This is a genomic window from Prochlorococcus marinus str. MIT 9314, assembly GCF_000760035.1.
Taxonomy (GTDB): Bacteria; Cyanobacteriota; Cyanobacteriia; order PCC-6307; family Cyanobiaceae; genus Prochlorococcus_A; species Prochlorococcus_A marinus_B.
The window spans coordinates 145,620-166,654 of record NZ_JNAO01000013.1; the positions used below are offsets into that span (position 1 = coordinate 145,620).

Below are 21,035 nucleotides of genomic sequence, written 5' to 3' on the forward strand. Positions count from 1 at the left end.
TTAAACTCGATTTAAATCTTTTTTTAACCCCTAGCTTTAATTTAAATTTCAATGAACAAAGCTGATTTAGTAAATCTTGTTGCAGCTCGTACAGAGCTCACAAAAACGGATGTTTCTTTAGTTGTTGATGCAGCTATTGAAACTATTGTTGATTCAGTAGTGGAAGGCAAAAAAGTCTCTTTACTAGGATTTGGTTCTTTTGAACCAAGAGATCGTTCTGCAAGACAGGGATTAAACCCTAAGACAGGCGAAAAAATAGCAATACCCGCTAAAAGAGTTCCAACATTCTCTGCAGGTAAACTTTTTAAGGATAGAGTTCAAGGGTAATTTTTTAATCTATTTCTTCCTTTAATAACAAGGTGCTCTTTTAGGGCATCTTTTTTTTTAATTCAAAAATAAGATGCAGTTAGCTCAATGCCCAACACCTATACGAAGCAACCAAAATTTTGCAATCTTAAGAAGTAATGAAATTTTTAACTATTTTATTCCTTAAATTTTTGTTGTTATCTAATTTTGTCTTAGCTGAAACAATACCAACAAAGTCTAAGATTTTAAAACAATCTAGTGATTGTTTAAAAGATTCTCGAACCCAAATATGTAAAGAATTAGTTTCTGAAATAGAAAAACTTCAATTAGTAGTATTTGATCAAAATAGATTTAAATGTCAATCAAGTTTATTGGGGTTGCAAACGGAAATTATTGAAGCTTATTTTTTTAATAATTTCTCAAATGAGAGAATTTCATTAATGATCCCATATGTGATTAAAAATTGTTAATTATTAAAATAATTTATTTTTTTGGAATATTATAAATTTGTTATTTAATTTGTAATGGTAAAAGGTTTTTCTGATAATGAAGTTAAGAATAATATTCAAAATACTCAAATAAAAGAAAAAAAAGGCTTGGCTGGTTTTCTTAAGGGCAAGAAATTTACTTACACTTTGCCAGGTAAAAAACAAATAAATATTTTTGGATCAATAGTAATAGGCTTAAATATCATTTTAGTATTGCTAGTCATCCTGTATTTAAAGAATCAAGAATTCCATGACTTTGTATTTAATGTTGGACGTTAGCTATATTTTTAGATGGAAAGATTTTATTAGATGATATATTTAAATTTTAGAATATCTTATGAAGGTAGTTAATTTAGTTTCTCAAGTATTTTTTTTGTTGATAACTGTTCTATTTTTGATATATTTTCTAACAGGTTATGACTCCGCTTTTGAGGCAGACCAAAATTGTCATTCAAATCTTTCAAGTTACGATAACCCATCTGGCAATTATGGTTGTGATCATGATACTGAAACACATCAATGGATACTTTACGAGTCCAATGAAAGTAAAGAACCAGCGAAAATTATTAAGAGATTTAGGTACAAATTTTTATAACTCAAATTTTTTATAAAAAAACTTTGCACTTATTATTGAAATTATTGCTGTAATTGTGAAAGTAAGATACTGATATATGCTTCCTTCCAAGTAAATTTTATTTTTATAAAGAGGATAATCAATAAAAGATCCTAATGTTCCCCAAATTATTACCCATAAAGATATGTATAGGATCGCTTTTATTGGATTAGATTTTTTTTCTTCCATTTTTAATTGATACCAAAAATTGAAGAGGTCACAGGTCTACCGCTAAAAACCAACTCGGTTAATATCAGCATTAAGAATCCAATCATAGCTGCTCTGCCATTTACAAGTTCAGCGCTGCTATTGAATCCAAAAACATTCTTTACTTCATCCCCCTGATTGTCTACCCATTTTGAGTATTCATTATCACTTGATGATGTATTAGTTACTCCATCATTTTGATTTTCCATTGGAGAGTCGTTTTCTTGCATTGATTTTTGGTTTTATTCTAATAATTTTTAAAATAATTTATCATTAAATTAAACTCGAGGTTATAAGAAAAATTAAGACAAAAATTATTATCCATAAAAATTGTAATCTCAAAATTAATTGACAAATTAATTTGATTTTTTCTTCAGTGCAATTATCTCCAGTTTCATTAATTATTGGCTTTTCAATAATTTCATTTTTATATTTACTTTTACCTCCCAATTTAATACCGGAAATATAGGCATATATAGCTTCTGAAATCCCAGCATTAGGCGAATCATATTTTTTACCATCAAGATAACTTTTTTTTATGATTGATCCATACTCATTAACTTTGGAGCTAACTAAAGGTAACGTAATTAAAACTAATCTTGAAGGAACAAACGTAAAAATATCTTCGATTTTTGCACTGAAAAAACCCAAATATCTAAAATAATCATATTTGTAACCTATCATTGAATCTAAAGTACTTATAGCTTTATAAGAAAAACCAAGTGATAAAGGTCCTGGCAGAAAAATTGAAAACTTCATAAAAATAATTCCAATAAAAATCCAAAATAATGGCCCAAATATTCCATCAACAGAATTTTCGGTAAGGCTCTCGGTACTTGATCTCAAGAGATGTTTTATAGAAGATGTCCTTACATCCCTACTTACTATTCTTTGCACCTTCTCTGTGATTATTCTCTTATTTTGGGCATTTATTTCCTTGCGTTCTATAAGCTCTGCAATCTCTTTCACACTTGAAATAAGTCCCTTAGTCGCAATACAACTTGCAAGTCCAAAAAAAATTAATAATCCACTAATAAAATTATTTCTTGATTGCATATAACTGAGTTCTATAAATTTCCCTAAACCAAAACTTATTCCAATAGTGGATATAGCTATGATTAAACCTCCCCAAAACAATATATTTTTATTTTCTCCAAAATTATTTATGAAGTAAAAAGAAATTTTTTTTATGTAAAAGCCAATTACTTGAACAGGGTGGATTAAGAATCTTGGATCACCGGTCAATAAATCAAAACCAATAGATCCAAGAAATATTAAAAATAAATTTATTTCAGCCAACTGAACATTGATCGTAGACCTTTACCTACTTTCTCAATTTCATGTTTTGAGTTCTCTTCTCTTAATTTTGTCATTAAGGGTTTATTTTTATCGCATTCTTCCACAAAATTCTTAGCGAAAGTTCCATCTTGTATATCTTTTAGAATTTTCTGCATTTCTTTCTTTGTATCACTATTGATGAGTCTTTTCCCACTTACATAATCTCCATATTCAGCAGTATTTGAAATGGAATCTCTCATTTGTGATAAGCCTCCTTTCACCATTAAATCAACAATAAGTTTAACTTCATGTAGGCATTCGAAGTAAGCAAGTTCTGGCTGATATCCGGCCTCTACGAGAGTTTCGAAGCCTGATTTGACGAGTTCTGATAATCCTCCGCATAAAACAGCTTGTTCACCAAATAAATCAGTTTCTGTTTCTTCTTTGAAGTTTGTTTCAAGAATCCCTGCTCTCGTTCCGCCAATCCCTTTAGCGTAAGCCATCGCTAATGATCTTGCACTTCCAGAAGAATCCTGCTCTACTGCAAACAATGCTGGAACTCCTTGACCATTCTGATATTCCCAACGAACAGTATGTCCAGGTCCTTTCGGAGCAATCATCACAACATCCACAAAACCAGGAGGTTTGATAAGTCCGAATCTTATATTGAAGCCATGAGCAAAACTTAATATCTTTCCTTCTTTTAGGTTTGGCTCTATTTCTTTAAGATAAACATCTTTCTGAAACTCATCTGGGAGGAGAATCATGATCCAGTCTGCTTTTTCGCAAGCTTGAGAAACACTAAATACTTGTAGACCATCGCTAATAGCTTTGCTTTCAGACTTACTCCCTTCATACAAACCAACAATTACATCCATGCCACTATCTTTAAGGTTTAAGGCATGTGCATGACCCTGTGAACCATATCCAATAATCGCTATTGTTTTATTATTTAAAAGACTTAGATCTGCATCTGTGTCGTAAAAGAGTTGGGTCATTAGTTGTAGCTTCTTTGCATTTGATAATTATTATTTTAGACATTAAGGTGTAAATAAACCAAAAAATTATTAATTTAAAAATTAAAATTAAAATATTAATTTAGAAAATCTAAGACTGATTTGCTTCGCTTGGATGTGTAATTACTCTATCGATTAAACCATAATTTTTTGCTTCTTCCGCACTTAGAAAATAATCTCTATCAGTATCTTTTTCAATTTTCTCAAATGATTGGCCTGTCATATCTGCCATAGACATATTTAACATATCTTTAATTCTTAAAATTTCCTTAGCTTCAATTTCAATATCACTTGCTTGACGTTGAGATGTCCCTCCTAATGGTTGATGAATCATTATTCTGCTGTGAGGTAAAGCAACTCTTTTGCCTTTTGTGCCAGCGGCCAATAGGAAAGCTCCCATGGAGGCTGCGAGACCTACGCATATAGTTACTACATCACTTTTCACGTATTTAATAGTGTCATATATAGCCAAGCCAGCAGTTACTGATCCTCCTGGGCTATTTATATACAGATATATAGGTTTGGAATTATCATCAGAATCTAAATAAAGCATTTGTGCAACAAGGCTATTAGCAATTCCATCGTTGACTTCTTGTCCAAGAAAAAGAATTCTCTCGACACCTAGTCTTGTATATATGTCAACCCATCTTTCGTATTGACTTCCAGGAAGTCTGTAAGGCACGCTTGGAGTTCCTATTGGCATGATTTTAAATAGTTTTGTGAATGTTAAATTTTTTTTGGTAGATCTTTTTGACTCGTAAGTATTCTATCGATAACTCCATAATCTAGTGCTTCTTGTGGGTTGAGATAACTCATCCTGTCTGAGTCTTTTGAGAGTTCTTCAATAGTCTTTCCGGTATTACGAGATAAAATTTCCAGCATTGATTTTTTATTTTTTAAAACTTCCTCAGCTCTTATTTGGATATCGGTTGCTTGACCTCTTGCTCCGCTTATGGGTTGATGCAAAACAATAGAAGCATGTGGGAGAGCTGCTCTTTGCCCTTTAGTGCCAGATGAAAGGATAACTGCAGCAGTCCCCATTGCTTGTCCGATACATATAGTGTGTACTGGAGGCTTAATGTAACTTATTGTATCGCAGATAGCGAAAGCTTCTGTTTCAAAACCAACTGCGTCACCAGTGTACCAACTTGTCCCAGTTGAATTTATATAAAAATAGATTGGTTTTTCTGGATCTTCAAACTCTAAATAAAGAAGTTGAGCAATGATTAGCTCAGTAACATCCATCCCTAATTGTCTTTTCGCATCATCATCTGAAAATAATGGTAAACCGAGATAAACAATTCGCTCTTTCAGTAAAAGAGAGGGGAGATCAGGGGGCGGAGTCCTCATAACGGTGTTTTCGCCGTAATAAGGAGCAGATACAGTCATTTGTATCACAAAATTAAGATTGAACTGATTCTAGCTAGATTTAGCCCTGTGTCGCTGGTGATTTAAAAGATTTGTTTGACTCAGGATTATTTATTAGTTTTCCAAAGACCATTCTTCCAGTGGGAGTTTGTAATGCTCCTGTGATAACAATATCTAATCTGCTCCCTACAAAATTCTTTGCCTCATCAATAACAACCATTGTGCCGTCATCTAAGTATCCAATACCCTGCATTTTTTCTTTGCCTTCTCTCACAATTTTTATATTAAGTGATTCTCCAGGTTGTACTTCTGGCCTTAAGGCAATAACCAAATCACTCAAATTCATAACTTTTAATTCTTTAACTTCAGCTATCTGAGAAAGATTATAATCAGCCGTAATTAAAGTTCCTGTCATATCCTCAGTAATTTTCAAGAGTTTTTCATCTACCCCATTACCTTCATACTTTGTTGGGTTTATTACAAGTCTTCTCCCATATAAATCTCTTAATTCTTTTAATAACTTGAGCCCTCGTCTCCCTTTTGACCTTTTTTCATTACTGCTTGAGTCAGCTAAAGTTTGTAATTCATCAATTACACTTTGAGCAACTATTAATTGTCCTTCCAATAGGCCGCAACTTAATAGGCCATTGATTCTTCCATCAATAATTACGCTAGTATCTAGAATTTTTGGACTTGCAGCAGGGAGGATTCCTTCATTGACTAGATATGCATCAGTATTATTTGGATTGAATAATCTCAATAATGTCCTTCCATGGGTATCTGCCAACTTATAACCAAGAACACCAAAGAAAATGTTACTTAATATGGCTGATAAAGGTTTTGCGAAAAAAACTTCTCTAGGGAAGGGAATTAATAGTATTGGAGCAAGTAGGAGATTCGCAACAAGTAATCCTAAAATTAATCCCACCGACCTACTTATGAGTAAGTCCGTAGGCATTGTTCTTATTTGATCAAGAAACGTCTTTCTAAGTTGAAGAAATACAAAACCAGCCGCTAATCCTACAAAAAAACCAATTATTGCTAAAACGATTCTAAAACCTTCTACATTAGATACCTGTTTGAGTATGTCTACTGGCAATAAATCAACACCAAGCCATCCTGAAGCAGCCCCAGACAAAACAAATAAAATTAATACTAGGATATCTGTCATATATATAATCTACTAGGATTTATTAATTGAGTAAATAAGGATTTTATTTTTTTCGATCCTTAATACTTTTTTTGGAGCTTAAAAATGAATTTTGATTATGAATAAGTTTCCAAGAAGTGCTTATGTGCACATTCCTTTCTGCCACAGAAGGTGTTTTTATTGTGATTTTGCAGTTATTCCATTAGGAAACAAAGTTGAAACTTTAAAAGGTTATGGCAGTAAAACTGTTCAAGATTATTTGCAATTTTTATATAAAGAAATATTGTCAATTAAGCACAAATCACCTCTATCTACAATTTATGTAGGAGGCGGTACGCCATCAATTTTAGATCCAACCCAAATCAAAGAATTAATTGATCTTTTTAAAGAAAATTATGGAATTGACTATGGTGCTGAAATCACTATGGAGGTTGATCCAGCTAGTTTTACTCAAGATGATCTTTTTGGATTCATAAATGCTGGGATAAATAGATTTAGTCTCGGAGTACAAAGTTTTAATAATCAGATACTTCAAAAGTCTGGAAGGCGTCATTTGAAAGAAGATGCAGAAAAATCTTGTTTATGGTTGAAGAGAGAATATGATTCTGGGTCAATAAAAAGCTGGAGTTTAGACTTAATTCAAAACTTGCCACTTAGTGGATTTAAAGAATGGCAAGATGACTTAAAAAAAGCAATAACATTTTCACCACCGCATCTATCTATTTATGATTTAAATATTGAAAATGGCACTGTTTTTAAAAAATTAATTAATTTGGGAAAATTAAAACTCCCAGTTGAAGAAGAAGCTTTTAGAAATAGTGAATCAACCCATTTAATTTTAAAAAACTCAGGGTATTCAAGATACGAAATCTCAAATTATTGCCTCCCGCGGCATCAATCGAGACATAATAGAGTTTATTGGAGTGGTTTAGGATGGTGGAGTTTTGGTCAAGGTTCCACTAGTTCACCTTGGGGGGAAAAGTTAACTAGACCAAGAGTTAGTAAAGAATATAAAGAATGGGTAATTAGACAAACCGAATTTAATTTAGATTCATCTCTAACTAATAAGGAGTTTGTCTATAAAGAACCTGATGAGAAAATAATGTTGGGATTAAGACTGAAAGAGGGTATAGATATCAAAGAAGTCTTTAGAGAACAAGACTGGGAAAACAAAAAATTTGAAAGCAACTTTAGTAAATTGCTTGAAGAATGGGAAAGATTTCTTAAAAGTGGACTCTTAATAAGAAAGGGGAATAGATTCTTTTTAAATGAGCCTAATGGAATGGAACTAAGCAATCAAGTTCTTGTTTCTATGTTTAAGTGGTGGGATGATATTAATTAAGTCTTTCAGAGTCTACCCATTTTTTTAATTTATCTTTAAATAATTTCTTTCCTTGGATAATTGGTTGGCAAAATGGTGGTTGATCATCATTGAGGCCTAACAAATCTGCAGTAACTCTTACTTGCCCATCGCAATAATTACCTGCACCGATACCTATTATGGGAATTGCTAAAGAATTTTGTATTTCTTTAGCAAGCAAATCAGGAATATGTTCAAGAACTATTGAAAAACATCCTAATTCTTCAAGAATTGAAGCCTCTTTCTTGATTTTTTCTTGGCTTGCTAAGCTTTCTCCTTGTTTTTTAAATCCAATATTTAGATAGCTTTGTGGTGTAAGACCTATATGACCCATAACAGGGATTCCCATTCTTATTAATCTAGAAATAACTTTTTGTATTTCTGGTTCAGCTCCTTCCACTTTTACAGCTTTTGCATAAGTGCTCTGAATGATTTTCCCTGCATACTCAACAGCTTTATCCTCACCACATTGGTAAGTCAGGAAAGGCATATCTGAGACAACTAAAGGTTGTTCCTCAATTTTCTTCTTAAATCCTCTTGAAACAGCATTAGTATGATAAATTATGTTTTCTAAAGTTAATGGCAATGTCGATTTGTATCCTAAGCAGACCATTGCTAATGAATCTCCTACAAGGATGAGATCAACATTTGCTTGTTCTGCAATAGATCCTGATATGGAGTCCCATGCAGTAAGTGCAATGATTTTGCGAGATTTTTTTTTATAATTAACTAGGTCTGAAGGTAACATAATAAATTTATGTATCTTTTTTAATCAAGAATTGCTAATATATTTTTGACTCGGCCTTTCGCGGTTTTAACGCCTAAACCTGGTCAGGACCGGAAGGTAGCAGCCACAAGGGATGCTTGAGGCAGGCGAGATAACCGAGTCACTCTATTTTACCCTTTAACTTAACCTATATCTTTTTTATTTTGTCTTAATCTCAAGAACTCAGGTATACTTGCTCCTGATTCTTTATTGTCCGAAAAATTATATAGGGGTTGATTAGATAATCTGTTTTTTATTCTTTGCTGGTTCAATGGTTGGGTTGTTTCAAATCCTGTAGCAATTACAGTAACTTGTATCTCCCCTTCCATTGTCTCATCGACTACTGCACCAACAATTATATTCGCTTCTTGATCAACAACATCATAAATAATTTCAGATGCAGAGGTCATGTCTTCTAAAGTCATGTCTTTGCCACCAGTAATATTTATAACGCAGCCTTTAGCTCCATCAATTCTAGCTGCTTCTAATAAAGGACTGTTCATTGCTGCTTGTGCTGCCTCTATAGCTCTCGACCTTCCTGAACCTATGCCTATTCCGAGGAGAGCGGTGCCAGCTTCTGTCATAACTGATCTTACATCTGCAAAATCAACATTAACTAACCCTGGGCAGGTAATTATGTCACTAATTCCTTTGACGCCCATCCTTAGAACATCATCAGCATTCCTAAATGCTTCTTGAAGGGGGGCTCCTGCTATAACGTCTTTTAATCGGTCATTTGGAATAACTATAAGAGTATCAACGTTTTCAGCTAGTCTTGCGATCCCCTCTTCTGCTTGACGCATTCTTCTTTTCCCTTCAAAAGAAAATGGTTTAGTTACTATACCTACTGTTAGAGCCCCACTTTGTTTGGCGACTTCCGCAACAACGGGAGCTGCACCTGTACCAGTTCCTCCACCCATTCCAGCGGCTATAAAAACTAGATCAGATCCCTCTAAAGCTTGTTGAAGCTCTTCTTTTGATTCTTCGGCTGCTTTTTGCCCAATACTTGGATTTCCCCCTGCGCCTAAACCTCTAGTGAGATTTTGCCCAAGTTGAACCCTACTCTCTGCAGAAGATTGTATTAGGGCTTGTGCATCAGTATTGAGGACCCTAAATGAAACACCTTCTAAATCACTATTTATCATTCTATTGACTGCATTACTGCCACCACCACCAACACCAATTACTTCTATTTTGGCGTTTTGGCTTGGAAGGATTTCTCTCGATTGATCAAAGTTTGGATTGTTACCGAAGCTCATCTCTTAATAGGAATCTAATACTAGTATTGGGTGCATTATGAACTTACTGAGCTCATCTGTAGGAAATTGTTGAGGAAAATCCTAAAAATATTTATTTATTAAATATTTTGTTTGAATGCAAAACCCATATCAACACTACAATAATTAAAAAAAATTACTCAAGACCCTTTTTCAAATATTAGGGTTTGAACACTTTTATTTTTGGTTTATCTGGATTAGTAAGATCAATATTATCTATTTTTAATGAAAAGCTATTTTTTTTAAATTCATCTTTTAAATTATTTATTATTTGTAATTGATAATTGATTAATTTTGGTTTATATCCCAAGAATATTGTTTTTAAATCCTTTTCCTCAATAGTTAGAAACCCATCGGAAGAAAAAGTTATTTTAACTATCTCTAATTCATAATTCTCTTTAGCGATAAAAATTTCAGATAATACTTTTTTAAATTTTTCTTTCCATCCAAAAACATGTATGTTTAATTTATTCAAATTTTTTTCTTCCACATTTTGTTTATTGATAAAAATTCCATCTTTATCAATAAAGCCTAATATTTTTTCGTTTTTTGACATCCTCTCACCGTAAGCAATTGGAGTTCTTGTATTAACATGAACTTTCAAACTAAAAGGAAATAATTCTCTGTTTACCGAAACATTCTTGAGAGATAAATTTTGTTTTAACTCTTTTTCTAAGAAATTAGTATTAACAAAAATTAATCGGATCGGAAAATTTAAAGATGAATTTTTTACCACATCATTTTGCGAAAATAATTCAGAACCGGAAATCCTAATGTCTTGAGGAACAACTTTTTTGAGAGTTTTTATGCTTAATAAGCTTGTTAAAAATAAAAATGAAATTAGAAAAAAAAAGCTTCTATTTTTGATTACTTTTTGAGTTTTCACAAATCACATCGAGCTTTTTCCATCAGTTGGTCCATCCATTTCCTAGCTTGCTCTGCATCTGAAAATGGTACATCCATCTCTTTCCCATCGCCTACTAATCTCAACCTACATTTACCTTGAGATTCACTTGTTAGAGGAGCTTCTCCTGAAGTTAGTGCCATTAATTCAACTAATTCCAGTTTCTTGATTGTAAAACAATCTTTTTCTTCAAATTTACCAGCTTCAAATGCGCTCCACTTTAACTCCCCATCTTTTAGGGACGCTGCACCTGAACTATCTAACTTGCACAGTTCAGAATCACTAGCCCAACTTCTAAAAAGATTTTGCCTCCTTCTTTCTAACCATCCAAGTGCAGTTAATAAAATGAAGATTAAAAGTAATGGTAACCAAAGTAGTCCATGCAACATTTGATTTAAATTACGAATCTAAAGATATATCCACCAGTTTAGCCACAAGTTGTTCAATATTTAAACCTGAAGCTTCCCAAAGCATTGGAAACATACTTTTTTTTGTAAAACCGGGGATTGTATTTATTTCATTTAGCAAAATTTTATTTGAAGATTTTTCTAAAAAGAAATCTACTCTTGCAAAACCGAAAATATTTAGTGCTCTACAACTTTTAATAGCAATTTCTTTAATTTCTTTTGTGATTTTAGAATCTATTTCAGCCGGGATAATTATTTTATTGTTTGAGTGATATTTCGAATTGTAATCATACCAATCACTTTTATAATTTACCTCGCCTATCTCAGAGGCTAAGAGTTTTGAATTCCCAATTATTCCGCATTCAATCTCCCTTACCTCTAAACCTTCCTCTATTAAGATTCTTGGATCTATTTCCCGAGCCTTTTCTAATGCTTGTAATAATCCTGATTCACTTATGACTTTGGAGATGCCAAGAGATGATCCAGAGTTAGATGGTTTAACAAAAACAGGAAAATTAAATTTTTTTAAAATTTTATTAATTATTTTATTTTTTACTTCATTATCTTTAAGATCTTCATTTTGAAAAACTAGATAATTAACTTGTGGAAGTTTAAGATTTGAAAAAATTGTTTTCATCAATATTTTATCCATTCCAAGTGCAGATCCAATAATTCCACATCCGACTAAAGGTTTCTTTGTAAATCTAAGTAAGCCATGAATTGATCCATCCTCACCATTAAATCCATGTAAAAGAGGAAACCAAACATCAACATTTTGAAATTCGATTCCTTCAAGGAAGTTAACTTTTTCTTGAATAAAAATTTCTTGTTTTTTTGTTTTACTTTTATCAATTTCACCTATTAGGATTTTTTCTGAACTATAACTATCAAGCCAATCTCCAAATTTGTTTATGTAGAAGGCTTTAATTATGAAACGTTCTTTGTTTATTTCTGATTTAAATGCTTGAAAAACTGTTTTTGCAGAGGATATCGATACTTCATGTTCATTGGAATAACCACCAAATATTAACCCAATACATTTTTTCTTTCCCCCAATCATTTAGAAAAAAATTATAGATAAAGTTCGCCTGTTAAAGAGAAAGGTCTTGCTTCATTAATTCTGACATCTATCTCATCTCCCAATGAAAAATTAAAGTCAATGTTTTTTGGGATCTCTACGAAAGTTAGTCTATTTGTTCTAGTTCTACCCATAATTTGCGAGGAATTTTTTGGATTTAAACCCTCAATTAAAACGCTTTCTGTATTATTAATATATCTTTTGTTTCTGCTCCTAGCAGTTTTCTCGACCAAATCATTAATTTCTTGCAATCTATCTTTTTTCACCTTTTCTGAAAGTTGATTCGACCAAACTGCCGCAGGCGTATTTGGTCTTGGAGAGTATGCTGCTGTATTTACTTGATCAAAGCCAATTTCTGTTATTAGTTTTAAAGTATCTTGGTATTGTTTTTCGCTTTCTCCTGGGAATGCAACTATTGCGTCAGCTGTGATTGATGCATCTGGCATTAATGATCTTATATTCTCGATAATATTTTTATACTTTTTGATAGTGTATCCTCTGGACATTTGCTTTAAAATTTCATCATTTCCACTTTGGAAAGGAATATGGAAATGTTCACAGACTTTATCAAGTTCATAACAAGCTTGAATCAATCTTTTTGAAAAATATCTTGGATGACTAGTAGCAAATCTTATTCTGCGAATTCCTTTAACATCATGAATAAAATATAAAAGATCAGTTAAAGTATTCTCTTTTCTCCCCTCTTTTGTGGTTCCTGGAAGGTCTCTACCATATGCATCAATGTTCTGACCCAAAAGAGTAATTTCTTTAAAATTATTATCAGCTAATTTTTGGATCTCACTTTTTATCGCATTTGGATATCTTGATTGCTCTTTTCCTCTTACAGATGGGACTACACAATATGAACATCTTTCATTACATCCATAAATGATATTAACCCAGCCACAAATAGAGCTTTCTCTTCTGGCGCTTGTTATGTCTTCAGAAATGAAGTTTTCTTCTGTGGCAGAAACTTGATTTCCTAAATCAACTTTCCCCAGAAGATTCTCAAGATTATTTACGTGTTGAGGCCCCATAACCAGATCAAGTTCTGGGACTCTCCTTAGTAAGGACTCTCCCTCTTGCTGAGCAAGGCAACCTGCAACAACAAGTTTTAAGCTGGGTGTTTTGTGCTTTCTTTTTGCTTGTCTTCCTAGAAAGCTATAGACTTTTTGCTCCGCATTATCTCTGATTGTGCATGTATTGTACAAGACCAAATCCGCATTTAATTCATTATCTGCTCTGGTATATCCCATTTTCTCTAATGTACCAGCCATTCTCTCAGAATCAGCCTTGTTCATTTGGCATCCAAATGTGGTTATCCAATAACTACCAGTAGTTGAATTCTTTTGAAAAATTTTTTCGTCTGGTTTTGTGTTTGTTAGCACTTTGCTAGGAATTTTTTATGATTCTTTAATTCAAAATTACAATTTAAAAAATTTTGCTGCAATTTTTTTGAGGGCGAGCGAGGGGATTCGAACCCCCGAATAGCGGCGCCACAAGCCGCTGCCTTAACCACTTGGCGACGCCCGCCTCACATTTATAAATTTAACAACTCAAGGGTAATTTTTCATAGTTATTTTTATCTTTTAGCTAAATTTTTAATTATTTTCTAATTCAGTAATGTTTTCTTATGATTTAAAATAAAAGAAAATTTAAAAATTTGAGTAATTCCGGCACAGCTGAGGTTCTTATTCCCAGAAGCCTTTGTGTAATAGAAGATATAGATAACCTCATTACCGATGTAGAGGATTTATGTTCAGTGTCCATTAGTTGGGAGGATGGATTTGTTTCTGAGTTAAAGCCTTTAAAAAATAAAATTACAAAACCAAAAAATATTTTATTCCCAAGATTTGTTGAAACGCATTCGCATTTTGATAAATCTTTTACATGGGCAGACTTTCCTAATCTGGAATCAAACTACGGAGGAGCATTATTAGTAAATCTTGAAGAACATAAAACTAGAACTACAGATAAGGTTCTTGAAAGAGTTGAGAAATCATTAAAACTTGCCATACAAAATGGATACCGAGCAATTAGAAGTCATATCGATACATACAAAGGTCAATCTATTGACATTTGGATTGAACTTTTTAAATTACAACAAAAATTTTCATCTGAGTTGACTCTACAATACGTTGCTCTAGCTCCAGTAGAATTCTGGGATACAACTGATGGAGAAGATTTGGCAAAAATATTTTCCTCTAATGGAGGTATTTTAGGAGGTGTTATTGTACCTCCTTTCAATAAAAAAAATACAAGCAAATTTCTAACGAAGATGCTTCTTCTTGCTAGTAAATATAAATTAGAAATTGATTTGCATATAGATGAATCAATTATTGAACCTGGAGCGGGAATAAAAGTTTTATTAGAAACAATCGAAAATTTAAAAATTAATAGTATTCCGATCACTTGTAGTCATTTGAGTAGTCTTATTTCTCTAAGTAATAGAGAGATTTTAAATTTAGGAGAAAAAATGGCTGAGAAAAATATTAAGGTTATTGCTTTACCCCTAACAAATTTTTGGCTGCTCAATCGAAGTAATAAAACTACTTCATTAAAAAGACCAGTTGCGCCAATTAAGCAATTACAAAAATCACATGTGGATGTATCTCTTGGTAGTGATAATGTTCAAGACCCTTGGTACCCATTTGGTAATTTTGACCCTTTTTATGTGTTGTCTTGCTCGATGCCTATGCTTCAACTAAATCCCTGGGAGAGAATGACTCTATCTTCTATTTTTTTAGCTCCAAGCAGATTATTAAATTTAAAATGGGATGGTTTAATTAAAAAAGGTTGTCCTGCTGATTTTGTGATCTTAGATGCACAAAGATGGGCAGATGTTTTTTCAAGCAATTTAAAGAGAAAAGTATTTATAAACGGCGATTTATATTGCTAATTGGCTAATTTATATACAAAGCATAAAATTTCTATTAATGATATCAAAACTTAAATTTATAGACAAATTTAAAGAAGTCAAAAACTTAGAGATCATTGAAAACAAATCCGATGTAAAAAGACTTTCAAAAGATTTTTATAACTATTCTCCAATCCTTACTGAAAAATTAGACGAATGTATTGCTGATTTTGTGGTAAGACCTAGTGATCACAAAGCGGTGAAGGAAGTAGCAGAAATTTGTTGGGAATTATCTATCCCACTTACTTTAAGGGGTTCAGGTACAGGTAATTATGGACAAGCTGTCCCATTATTTAAAGGAGTTGTAATGCAGATGAGTCAATTTAATAAGTTAGAAGAATTTGATCCAGATACAGGCTTTGTAAAAGTACAGTCTGGATGTGTTATGGGAGATTTGAATAAACAATTAGAGAAATATGGGAGGGAATTGAGGTTACTTCCTAGTACTTGGAAAACTGCAACAATTGGAGGCTTTATTGCAGGTGGATCAGGAGGTATTGGTTCCATTAGATGGGGATTTTTAAGGGATCCAGGAAATCTTATAGGTTTAGAGGCAGTAACGATGAATGAAAAACCTGCATTATTAAAATTTGATGCTGAAGAATCCGAACCTCTTAATCATGCTTATGGGACCAATGGAATAATTACTTCTTTATTACTTGCTACTGACATCAAACGAAAGTGGTACTCATTAGTTATCGACTGTATTGAATTTGAAAAAACAATAGAAATATTAAAAACTCTCACTAGCGCAGCAATTAATCTGAAATTAGGAGCAATTCTTGAAGAAGAAATTGTAGATCAAATGCCAAAATGGTTTAAAGGTAAATCTAGAAGTCACAAGATATTAATACAATCTACTCTTGGAGGAATAAAAACCATCGAGCTTATTTGTAAAAAATTCAAAGTTGAATCTACCCTACTCGGGGAGGAAGAAAAGCTCGTGAATGGAATTTCTGAAGTCGTATGGAATCATACAACTCTTCATATGAGGTCTAGGGATAAAAATTGGACGTATTTACAGATGCTTTTACCACTTAATAATGAACTAGAATTAATTAATTTTTTGAGAAAAAAATGGGGTAAAAAAGTTCTTTGGCATTTAGAGGCAGTTTCTCAACAAGGATCACCGCGATTGGCGGCTTTGCCTGTATTAAAGTGGAATGGGGCAGAAGAATTAAAAGAAATAATGGAAGATTGCAAGAAACTTGGTGCGTTTATTTTTAATCCTCATGTTTTAACAGTTGAAGGAGGAGGTCTCGGAGTGGTGGATGCAGATCAAGTAAAAGCGAAATTAAGATTTGATCCTAAAGGGCTATTAAATCCAGGAAAATTGGAAGGTTGGGAAGTAAAAGAACAATTTAAAATTTAACATTTCTGTTTATTCGCAAATTTAATAAATTCAGCTACTAAAAAAATAGAACCTGTTAGAACAGGATGATTAGGTGGCCATTTTTCAAGAGAAAATAAATACTCAATGGCAAGTTCAAATGTTTTAAATTCAATTGTTTTTTGAAAGTCAATTTCTTTAATCTGAGAGAGATCATTTAATTGCCAACTAGGTTGGTTTGGAACTGGCACAAGTAATAAGCGATCATTTTTCTTTAGAAGTGTTTTTAGTATTGCGTAAATATCTTTTTGTCTTTGGACACCTAAAATCCAATAAATTCCTTTTTCTTCATTCTCCCAATTGCTTCGCTCATTAGAGAGTGCTTTTGCAGCAGGATAATTATGCGCACAATCTACAAGAATTTCTTTGTTGAAATAATTTATTATTTCTAGCCTTCCGTTCCAAGTTGTCTTTTTAAGACCTTCAGATATGTGTTTTTCTTTTATATTAAATCCCAAATTATTCAGCGCTTCAATTGCTCCAACAGCTACTGAAGCATTTTGCTTCTGAAAAATTCCTTTTAATCCAATCTCAAAGCTGTTTGAAATTGAATCTTTCCAAATAATTTCTGCTCCTACCTCTTTAACTTTTTTGGTAATTAAATTTTTAACTTGACTATTTTGATTGCATGAGATAACAATTGAGTTTTTTTCAATAACTGCTAATTTTTCTTCGGCAATTTTTTCAATCGTATCTCCAAGAAATTCTTTATGGTCTAAGCCAATATTACCAACAGCAATGATTGGTCTAGATTTATGGGCTGTTGTCGCGTCTAATCGTCCCCCTAAGCCAGCTTCAAGGATGAGTAATTCAACTTTTTTTTGGTCAAAAAAATTTAGTGCGCAGCAAATGATTTTTTCAAAAGGAGTTAATTCAAATGTTGAAAAATTTTTTTCTATTAATCTATAGATTTTTTCAAAATCAGTTTTATTAATATTTTTTTTATTAACTCTAATCCTCTCGCATACATCCAAAAGGTGAGGAGATGTCGTTACACCGAAATTCCTTTTGGCTTCAAAAAGTATACTTTCTAAATATGCCGCGATTGATCCTTTCCCATTGGTTCCAATAATCTGTACCGCAGGGATATTCTTGCAAGGATTACCAAGTTCTTGAAGTGCTTTTTTAATTCTTGATAAACCTAACTTGATATTATCCCTTTCATATTTAGGAGATAACAATTCAAAAGTTTTTAAATTTGCATTTTTCAAAATTTATATTGCTATAACTCTTCAAAAATTGAATTTAGCTTATCCAAAAGAATATTAATTTCTCTTCGAGAAATAACTAATGGTGGGACAATCCTTACAACATTTCCTCCTGCAGGAACTACCAGTAATCCTTTATCAAAAGCTTTTAATGTAATTTTTTTTGCATCAGCATAATCATCATTGATCACAAGACCTTGTATTAAACCTAAACCTCTTTTCCCGCTAATAATATTTGGAAATTTTTTTGATAATTCTTCAAACCCAGCACTTAATTGTTCCCCTCTTAGATAAACATTATTGATAATATTTCTTCTATTTATTTCTTCTAATACAGTTAGGGCAGCTTTACAAGCGAATGGGTTCCCTCCAAAAGTGCTTGCATGATCTCCTGGAGAAAAAATGTTGGCTTTTTCTTTAACTAATAATGCTCCAATTGCATGACCTCCTCCTAATCCTTTAGCAAGGGTGAATCCATCAGGTTCAATTCCTAAATTCTCATAACCCCACATTTTCCCAGTTCGACCTACTCCACTTTGGACCTCATCTAAAATTAGGAGAGAATTATATTTATCACATATTTCTCTCAGGCTTTTAAAAAATATTTTACTTCCAGGAATTACGCCGCCTTCGCCTTGTATTGGTTCAACCAAGACGCCGGAAATTTTTTGATCATTATTTTCACACTCTTCAAATAATTTTTTTACCGAATCAAAATTGTTAAATTTAAAAAATTTGAACCCTTGAATCATTGGTTCGAAACCTTTTTGATATTTTGGTTGTCCAGTGGCACTCAAGGCTGCAATCGTCCTTCCATGGAAGCTGGATTCTGCTGCGAGAATAATTGATTCTTTACCTATATTTGTTTTATTTCCATATTTTTTAATTAATTTAATTGCTGATTCATTTGCTTCCGCACCACTATTACAGAAGAAGACGCTTTCAGCACAACTCATATTCGTTAAAGTTCTGCTTAATTGTTCTTGTTCTTCAATGTTGTAGAGATTAGAAATGTGCTGAATCTTTTTTAGTTGAGTTGATAACCTTCTTCTTAAAACTCTGTCACTATGTCCAAGACTACAAGTTGCTATACCAGCGACTGCATCAAGATACCTTTTACCTGTTTTATCCCATAGCCAACAACCTTTTCCTTTTTTGAAAGATATATCGAATCGACTATAGGTATTCATTAAAGTGGGAGCGGTCGGACTTGAACCGACATACCCGAAGGTGCCGCATTTTGAGTGCGGTGCGTCTACCAATTCCACCACGCTCCCAAGGCTTTTGAAAAAATTAACTTTTTTATTATAACAAAAATCAACTTATTGACTATTGTTTTAGTCAAGGAACAGTTATCAAGATAACGTTTGTTAATAGTTAATCTTTTCGATAAAAATATAGAATTTTTTATTGCATTTGCTGACAAGAAATGAGGGGGGAAATGAAAAGTTAAGCATTTCTGATACATTTTTGTGATTAAATGCGCTTAAAAGTCTTTTTTGAAAGGAGATTGCTTCATCATTAGTAATATTGTGTTATATTTGATAAAAAATCAAATGTCTAAAACTCAAGCTAAGAAATTATCCTTTAAATTTGTCCCCTATCTATTTATTGCAGTTACTATACTTACAACATTCGGAACTAATAGCGGAACTTGGGCATGAACGAATTCAAATTTAATGGTTTAAATAAAATTTGGTCTAATCGCTTTCTAGTTTTGTTGATATTATTTTTGGGATGTATTTCACTAATCAATATCGCTTACGTTTGAATTAACTTTCTTAGTTTTAAGATTATATTTGAAAAATATTAAGCTGCTTCGAGTTTTGAAAGATTCTTTGATTTTGGTTCAATTTTATATCCATTATCCTCAAAAGTATTTTTACTTATCTCTCTAATTATTTGTACACCTAGATTTTTTAGTTTTAATTCAAAATTTTCATAACCTCTATCTAGATGTTCTAATCCATAGAAATTACTACTACCTTTTGCGATGATTCCTGCAATTATTAATGCAGCTGATGACCTTAAATCTGAGCCAACTAGATTCATCCCATTAATTGTTTTGACACCTTTGATATGAGCTACGTTTTTGTTTAGTTTTATACAGGCGCCCATTTCATTAAGTAAATAAATATGATTCATTCTGTTTTCGAAAATTGTTTCAGTTATCTTTGATTCACCATTTGCGATTGTCATTAAAGTTGTAAATGGTGCCTGCAAATCAGTAGGAAAGCCTGGGAAAGGAGCTGTTTCAATATCTACTCCTTTAATCTCTTTACTCTTGATAGAAATCGAATTACCTTTAATCGTAATTTTACTCCCACTCTCTTGAAGCTTATTAGTGACAGCTTCAAGATGATGAGGGATTACTGGAGAAATTGTTATTGAAGAGGAAGTTGCAGCAGCAGCTATTAGAAAAGTTCCAGCTTCTATTCGGTCTGGAATTACTTTATGGGTACATCCGCCAAGCTTATTAACACCATCAATAATAATTGTTTCTTTACCGGAGTCATAAATTTTTGCCCCCATTTTATTAAGCATTTGGCATAAATCTTGAACTTCAGGCTCTCTAGCAGCATTTTCAATAGTAGTTCTTCCTTTGGCTAAAGATGCTGCCATTATTAAAGTTTCAGTCGCGCCTACACTTGGACAATTTAATTTAATATGAGTGCCATGCAGTCTATTGTTGTCCCCCCTTGTTTTTGCCTTTACAATTCCTTCTTCAATAATAATGTCTGCTCCTAGTGCGATTAATCCATTAATGTGCTCTTCTATTGGCCTTGAACCAATATTGCATCCACCTGGTAAAGGTACTTGAGCCTCTCCAAATTTAGTTAATAGCGCACCTATACAAAAGAAACTAGCTCTTAATCCTTTAACAAGTTCATATGGAAGTTCTTTAATCGAAATAGTTGTTGGATCAATTTCTAGCTGTTTGTTTTTACGAACTAAATTCACTCCTAAATTCTTTAAGATATTCCCCATCTTTTCAATATCAGTGAGAAAAGGTACATTTTCAAGAATTATTTTTTCATTAGTTAGCAATGATGAGGCTAATAAAACTAAGGCGGAATTCTTCGCACCACTTATTTCAACTATTCCATTTAACTTTCCTTGGCCAAGAATCTTTAAATTTTGCGATTTAAGATATGACTTCGTTTTGCTTCCGCAAATCATTAAGACTTAATTTATTAGATTCATCATGACAAACTAATAATATTAAGTCCACCCTATGTAACGTCATGAATATTAATTAAAAGTGAAAAAGTATTTTTTGATTTCTTGGGAAATAAAAATTT

General features: G+C 32.6%; 23 protein-coding genes, 2 tRNA genes and 1 other RNA gene. 8 read left to right on the forward strand and 18 right to left on the reverse strand.

The genetic code is table 11. The features are described 5' to 3' along the window. Positions 1-51: 51 nt before the first annotated feature. The 4 genes from EU98_RS01240 to EU98_RS01225 all read left to right on the forward strand — a co-directional run bounded on the left by EU98_RS01240 (position 52) and on the right by EU98_RS01225 (position 1,389). Positions 52-327, forward strand: a complete 276-nt coding sequence (locus EU98_RS01240) for an HU family DNA-binding protein (protein ID WP_002806330.1) — start codon at positions 52-54, stop codon at positions 325-327. 137 nt (positions 328-464) lie between these two features. Continuing rightward, entirely contained in the window at positions 465-776 is a 312-nt protein-coding gene (locus EU98_RS01235) for a hypothetical protein (protein ID WP_032516364.1), read from the forward strand. 54 nt (positions 777-830) lie between these two features. After that, positions 831-1,073: a hypothetical protein gene (locus EU98_RS01230; protein WP_032516365.1), complete on the forward strand. Its 243-nt coding sequence runs from the start codon at positions 831-833 to the stop codon at positions 1,071-1,073. A gap of 58 nt (positions 1,074-1,131) precedes the next feature. Beyond that, a complete protein-coding gene (locus tag EU98_RS01225; RefSeq protein WP_032516366.1) occupies positions 1,132-1,389 on the forward strand; it encodes a hypothetical protein in 258 nt (85 codons plus the stop codon). Here EU98_RS01225 and EU98_RS01220 read toward each other — a convergent pair. From EU98_RS01220 to EU98_RS01190, 7 genes are all read right to left on the reverse strand, one after another. After that, the gene (locus EU98_RS01220) at positions 1,384-1,596 is read right to left on the reverse strand and encodes a hypothetical protein (RefSeq protein WP_032516367.1); all 213 of its coding nucleotides are present in this window, start codon (positions 1,594-1,596) and stop codon (positions 1,384-1,386) included. The genes EU98_RS01225 and EU98_RS01220 overlap by 6 nt on opposite strands. Before the next feature lie 2 nt (positions 1,597-1,598). Continuing rightward, positions 1,599-1,844: a chlorophyll a/b-binding protein gene (locus EU98_RS01215; protein WP_032516368.1), complete on the reverse strand. Its 246-nt coding sequence runs from the start codon at positions 1,842-1,844 to the stop codon at positions 1,599-1,601. A gap of 43 nt (positions 1,845-1,887) precedes the next feature. Beyond that, positions 1,888-2,913 (reverse strand): adenosylcobinamide-phosphate synthase CbiB, encoded by a 1,026-nt coding sequence (cbiB, locus tag EU98_RS01210; protein ID WP_032516370.1) that lies wholly within the window; start codon positions 2,911-2,913, stop codon positions 1,888-1,890. Then, positions 2,901-3,890 (reverse strand): ketol-acid reductoisomerase, encoded by a 990-nt coding sequence (gene ilvC, locus EU98_RS01205; protein WP_032516371.1) that lies wholly within the window; start codon positions 3,888-3,890, stop codon positions 2,901-2,903. Before ilvC ends, cbiB begins: the two co-directional genes overlap by 13 nt. 109 nt (positions 3,891-3,999) lie before the next feature. Next, entirely contained in the window at positions 4,000-4,611 is a 612-nt protein-coding gene (locus EU98_RS01200; RefSeq protein ID WP_002807795.1) for an ATP-dependent Clp protease proteolytic subunit, read from the reverse strand. Between the two features lie 23 nt (positions 4,612-4,634). After that, complete coding sequence (locus EU98_RS01195; protein WP_025914959.1) at positions 4,635-5,297, reverse strand: ATP-dependent Clp protease proteolytic subunit; 663 nt, start codon at positions 5,295-5,297, stop codon at positions 4,635-4,637. A gap of 40 nt (positions 5,298-5,337) precedes the next feature. Further along, positions 5,338-6,447 (reverse strand): PIN/TRAM domain-containing protein, encoded by a 1,110-nt coding sequence (locus EU98_RS01190; RefSeq protein ID WP_032516372.1) that lies wholly within the window; start codon positions 6,445-6,447, stop codon positions 5,338-5,340. Positions 6,448-6,544: 97 nt separating this feature from the next. Here EU98_RS01190 and hemW point away from each other — a divergent pair, with 97 nt between their 5' ends. After that, positions 6,545-7,768 (forward strand): radical SAM family heme chaperone HemW, encoded by a 1,224-nt coding sequence (gene hemW, locus EU98_RS01185; RefSeq protein WP_032516373.1) that lies wholly within the window; start codon positions 6,545-6,547, stop codon positions 7,766-7,768. Here the strand turns inward: hemW and panB are convergent. Next, positions 7,761-8,534 (reverse strand): 3-methyl-2-oxobutanoate hydroxymethyltransferase, encoded by a 774-nt coding sequence (gene panB, locus EU98_RS01180; RefSeq protein ID WP_032516374.1) that lies wholly within the window; start codon positions 8,532-8,534, stop codon positions 7,761-7,763. The two genes, hemW and panB, sit on opposite strands and share 8 nt — an antisense overlap. Before the next feature lie 47 nt (positions 8,535-8,581). On the opposite strand from panB, the gene ffs reads away from it, so the two are divergent. Next, positions 8,582-8,678, forward strand: an RNA gene (gene ffs, locus EU98_RS09590) — signal recognition particle sRNA small type. 17 nt (positions 8,679-8,695) lie between these two features. Here ffs and ftsZ read toward each other — a convergent pair. From ftsZ to EU98_RS01150, 6 genes are all read right to left on the reverse strand, one after another. Then, positions 8,696-9,811, reverse strand: coding sequence for a cell division protein FtsZ (ftsZ, locus tag EU98_RS01175; protein ID WP_032516375.1), 1,116 nt, complete (start codon positions 9,809-9,811; stop codon positions 8,696-8,698). A gap of 178 nt (positions 9,812-9,989) precedes the next feature. Next, positions 9,990-10,715: a cell division protein FtsQ/DivIB gene (locus EU98_RS01170; RefSeq protein WP_032516376.1), complete on the reverse strand. Its 726-nt coding sequence runs from the start codon at positions 10,713-10,715 to the stop codon at positions 9,990-9,992. Continuing rightward, positions 10,712-11,122 (reverse strand): hypothetical protein, encoded by a 411-nt coding sequence (locus tag EU98_RS01165; protein ID WP_032516377.1) that lies wholly within the window; start codon positions 11,120-11,122, stop codon positions 10,712-10,714. The genes EU98_RS01170 and EU98_RS01165 overlap by 4 nt, the downstream gene beginning before the upstream one ends. A 10-nt stretch (positions 11,123-11,132) precedes the next feature. Next, on the reverse strand, positions 11,133-12,200 hold the full coding sequence (locus tag EU98_RS01160; protein ID WP_032516378.1) for a D-alanine--D-alanine ligase family protein: 1,068 nt from the start codon (positions 12,198-12,200) through the stop codon (positions 11,133-11,135). An 11-nt stretch (positions 12,201-12,211) separates the two neighbouring features. Continuing rightward, positions 12,212-13,606 carry a tRNA (N6-isopentenyl adenosine(37)-C2)-methylthiotransferase MiaB gene (gene miaB, locus EU98_RS01155; protein WP_032516380.1) on the reverse strand — a complete coding sequence of 465 codons (1,395 nt, stop codon included), beginning with the start codon at positions 13,604-13,606 and terminating at the stop codon, positions 12,212-12,214. Positions 13,607-13,678: 72 nt separating this feature from the next. Continuing rightward, positions 13,679-13,751: transfer RNA gene (locus tag EU98_RS01150), tRNA-His, on the reverse strand. Between the two features lie 130 nt (positions 13,752-13,881). Between EU98_RS01150 and EU98_RS01145 the strand changes: the two genes are divergently transcribed. Next, the gene (locus tag EU98_RS01145; protein WP_032516381.1) at positions 13,882-15,117 is read left to right on the forward strand and encodes an amidohydrolase family protein; all 1,236 of its coding nucleotides are present in this window, start codon (positions 13,882-13,884) and stop codon (positions 15,115-15,117) included. 37 nt (positions 15,118-15,154) lie between these two features. Continuing rightward, complete coding sequence (locus EU98_RS01140) at positions 15,155-16,507, forward strand: FAD-binding oxidoreductase (RefSeq protein ID WP_032516382.1); 1,353 nt, start codon at positions 15,155-15,157, stop codon at positions 16,505-16,507. On the opposite strand, the gene EU98_RS01135 is transcribed toward EU98_RS01140, so the two are convergent. The 4 genes from EU98_RS01135 to murA all read right to left on the reverse strand — a co-directional run bounded on the left by EU98_RS01135 (position 16,504) and on the right by murA (position 20,913). Continuing rightward, positions 16,504-17,736 (reverse strand): bifunctional folylpolyglutamate synthase/dihydrofolate synthase, encoded by a 1,233-nt coding sequence (locus tag EU98_RS01135; RefSeq protein WP_032516383.1) that lies wholly within the window; start codon positions 17,734-17,736, stop codon positions 16,504-16,506. The genes EU98_RS01140 and EU98_RS01135 overlap by 4 nt on opposite strands. 11 nt (positions 17,737-17,747) lie before the next feature. After that, on the reverse strand, positions 17,748-18,923 hold the full coding sequence (locus EU98_RS01130; RefSeq protein WP_032516603.1) for an aspartate aminotransferase family protein: 1,176 nt from the start codon (positions 18,921-18,923) through the stop codon (positions 17,748-17,750). A gap of 5 nt (positions 18,924-18,928) precedes the next feature. After that, positions 18,929-19,010, reverse strand: a tRNA-Leu gene (locus EU98_RS01125). Between the two features lie 532 nt (positions 19,011-19,542). Then, positions 19,543-20,913 (reverse strand): UDP-N-acetylglucosamine 1-carboxyvinyltransferase, encoded by a 1,371-nt coding sequence (gene murA, locus EU98_RS01120; RefSeq protein WP_032516384.1) that lies wholly within the window; start codon positions 20,911-20,913, stop codon positions 19,543-19,545. Between the last annotated feature and the right edge of the window lie 122 nt (positions 20,914-21,035).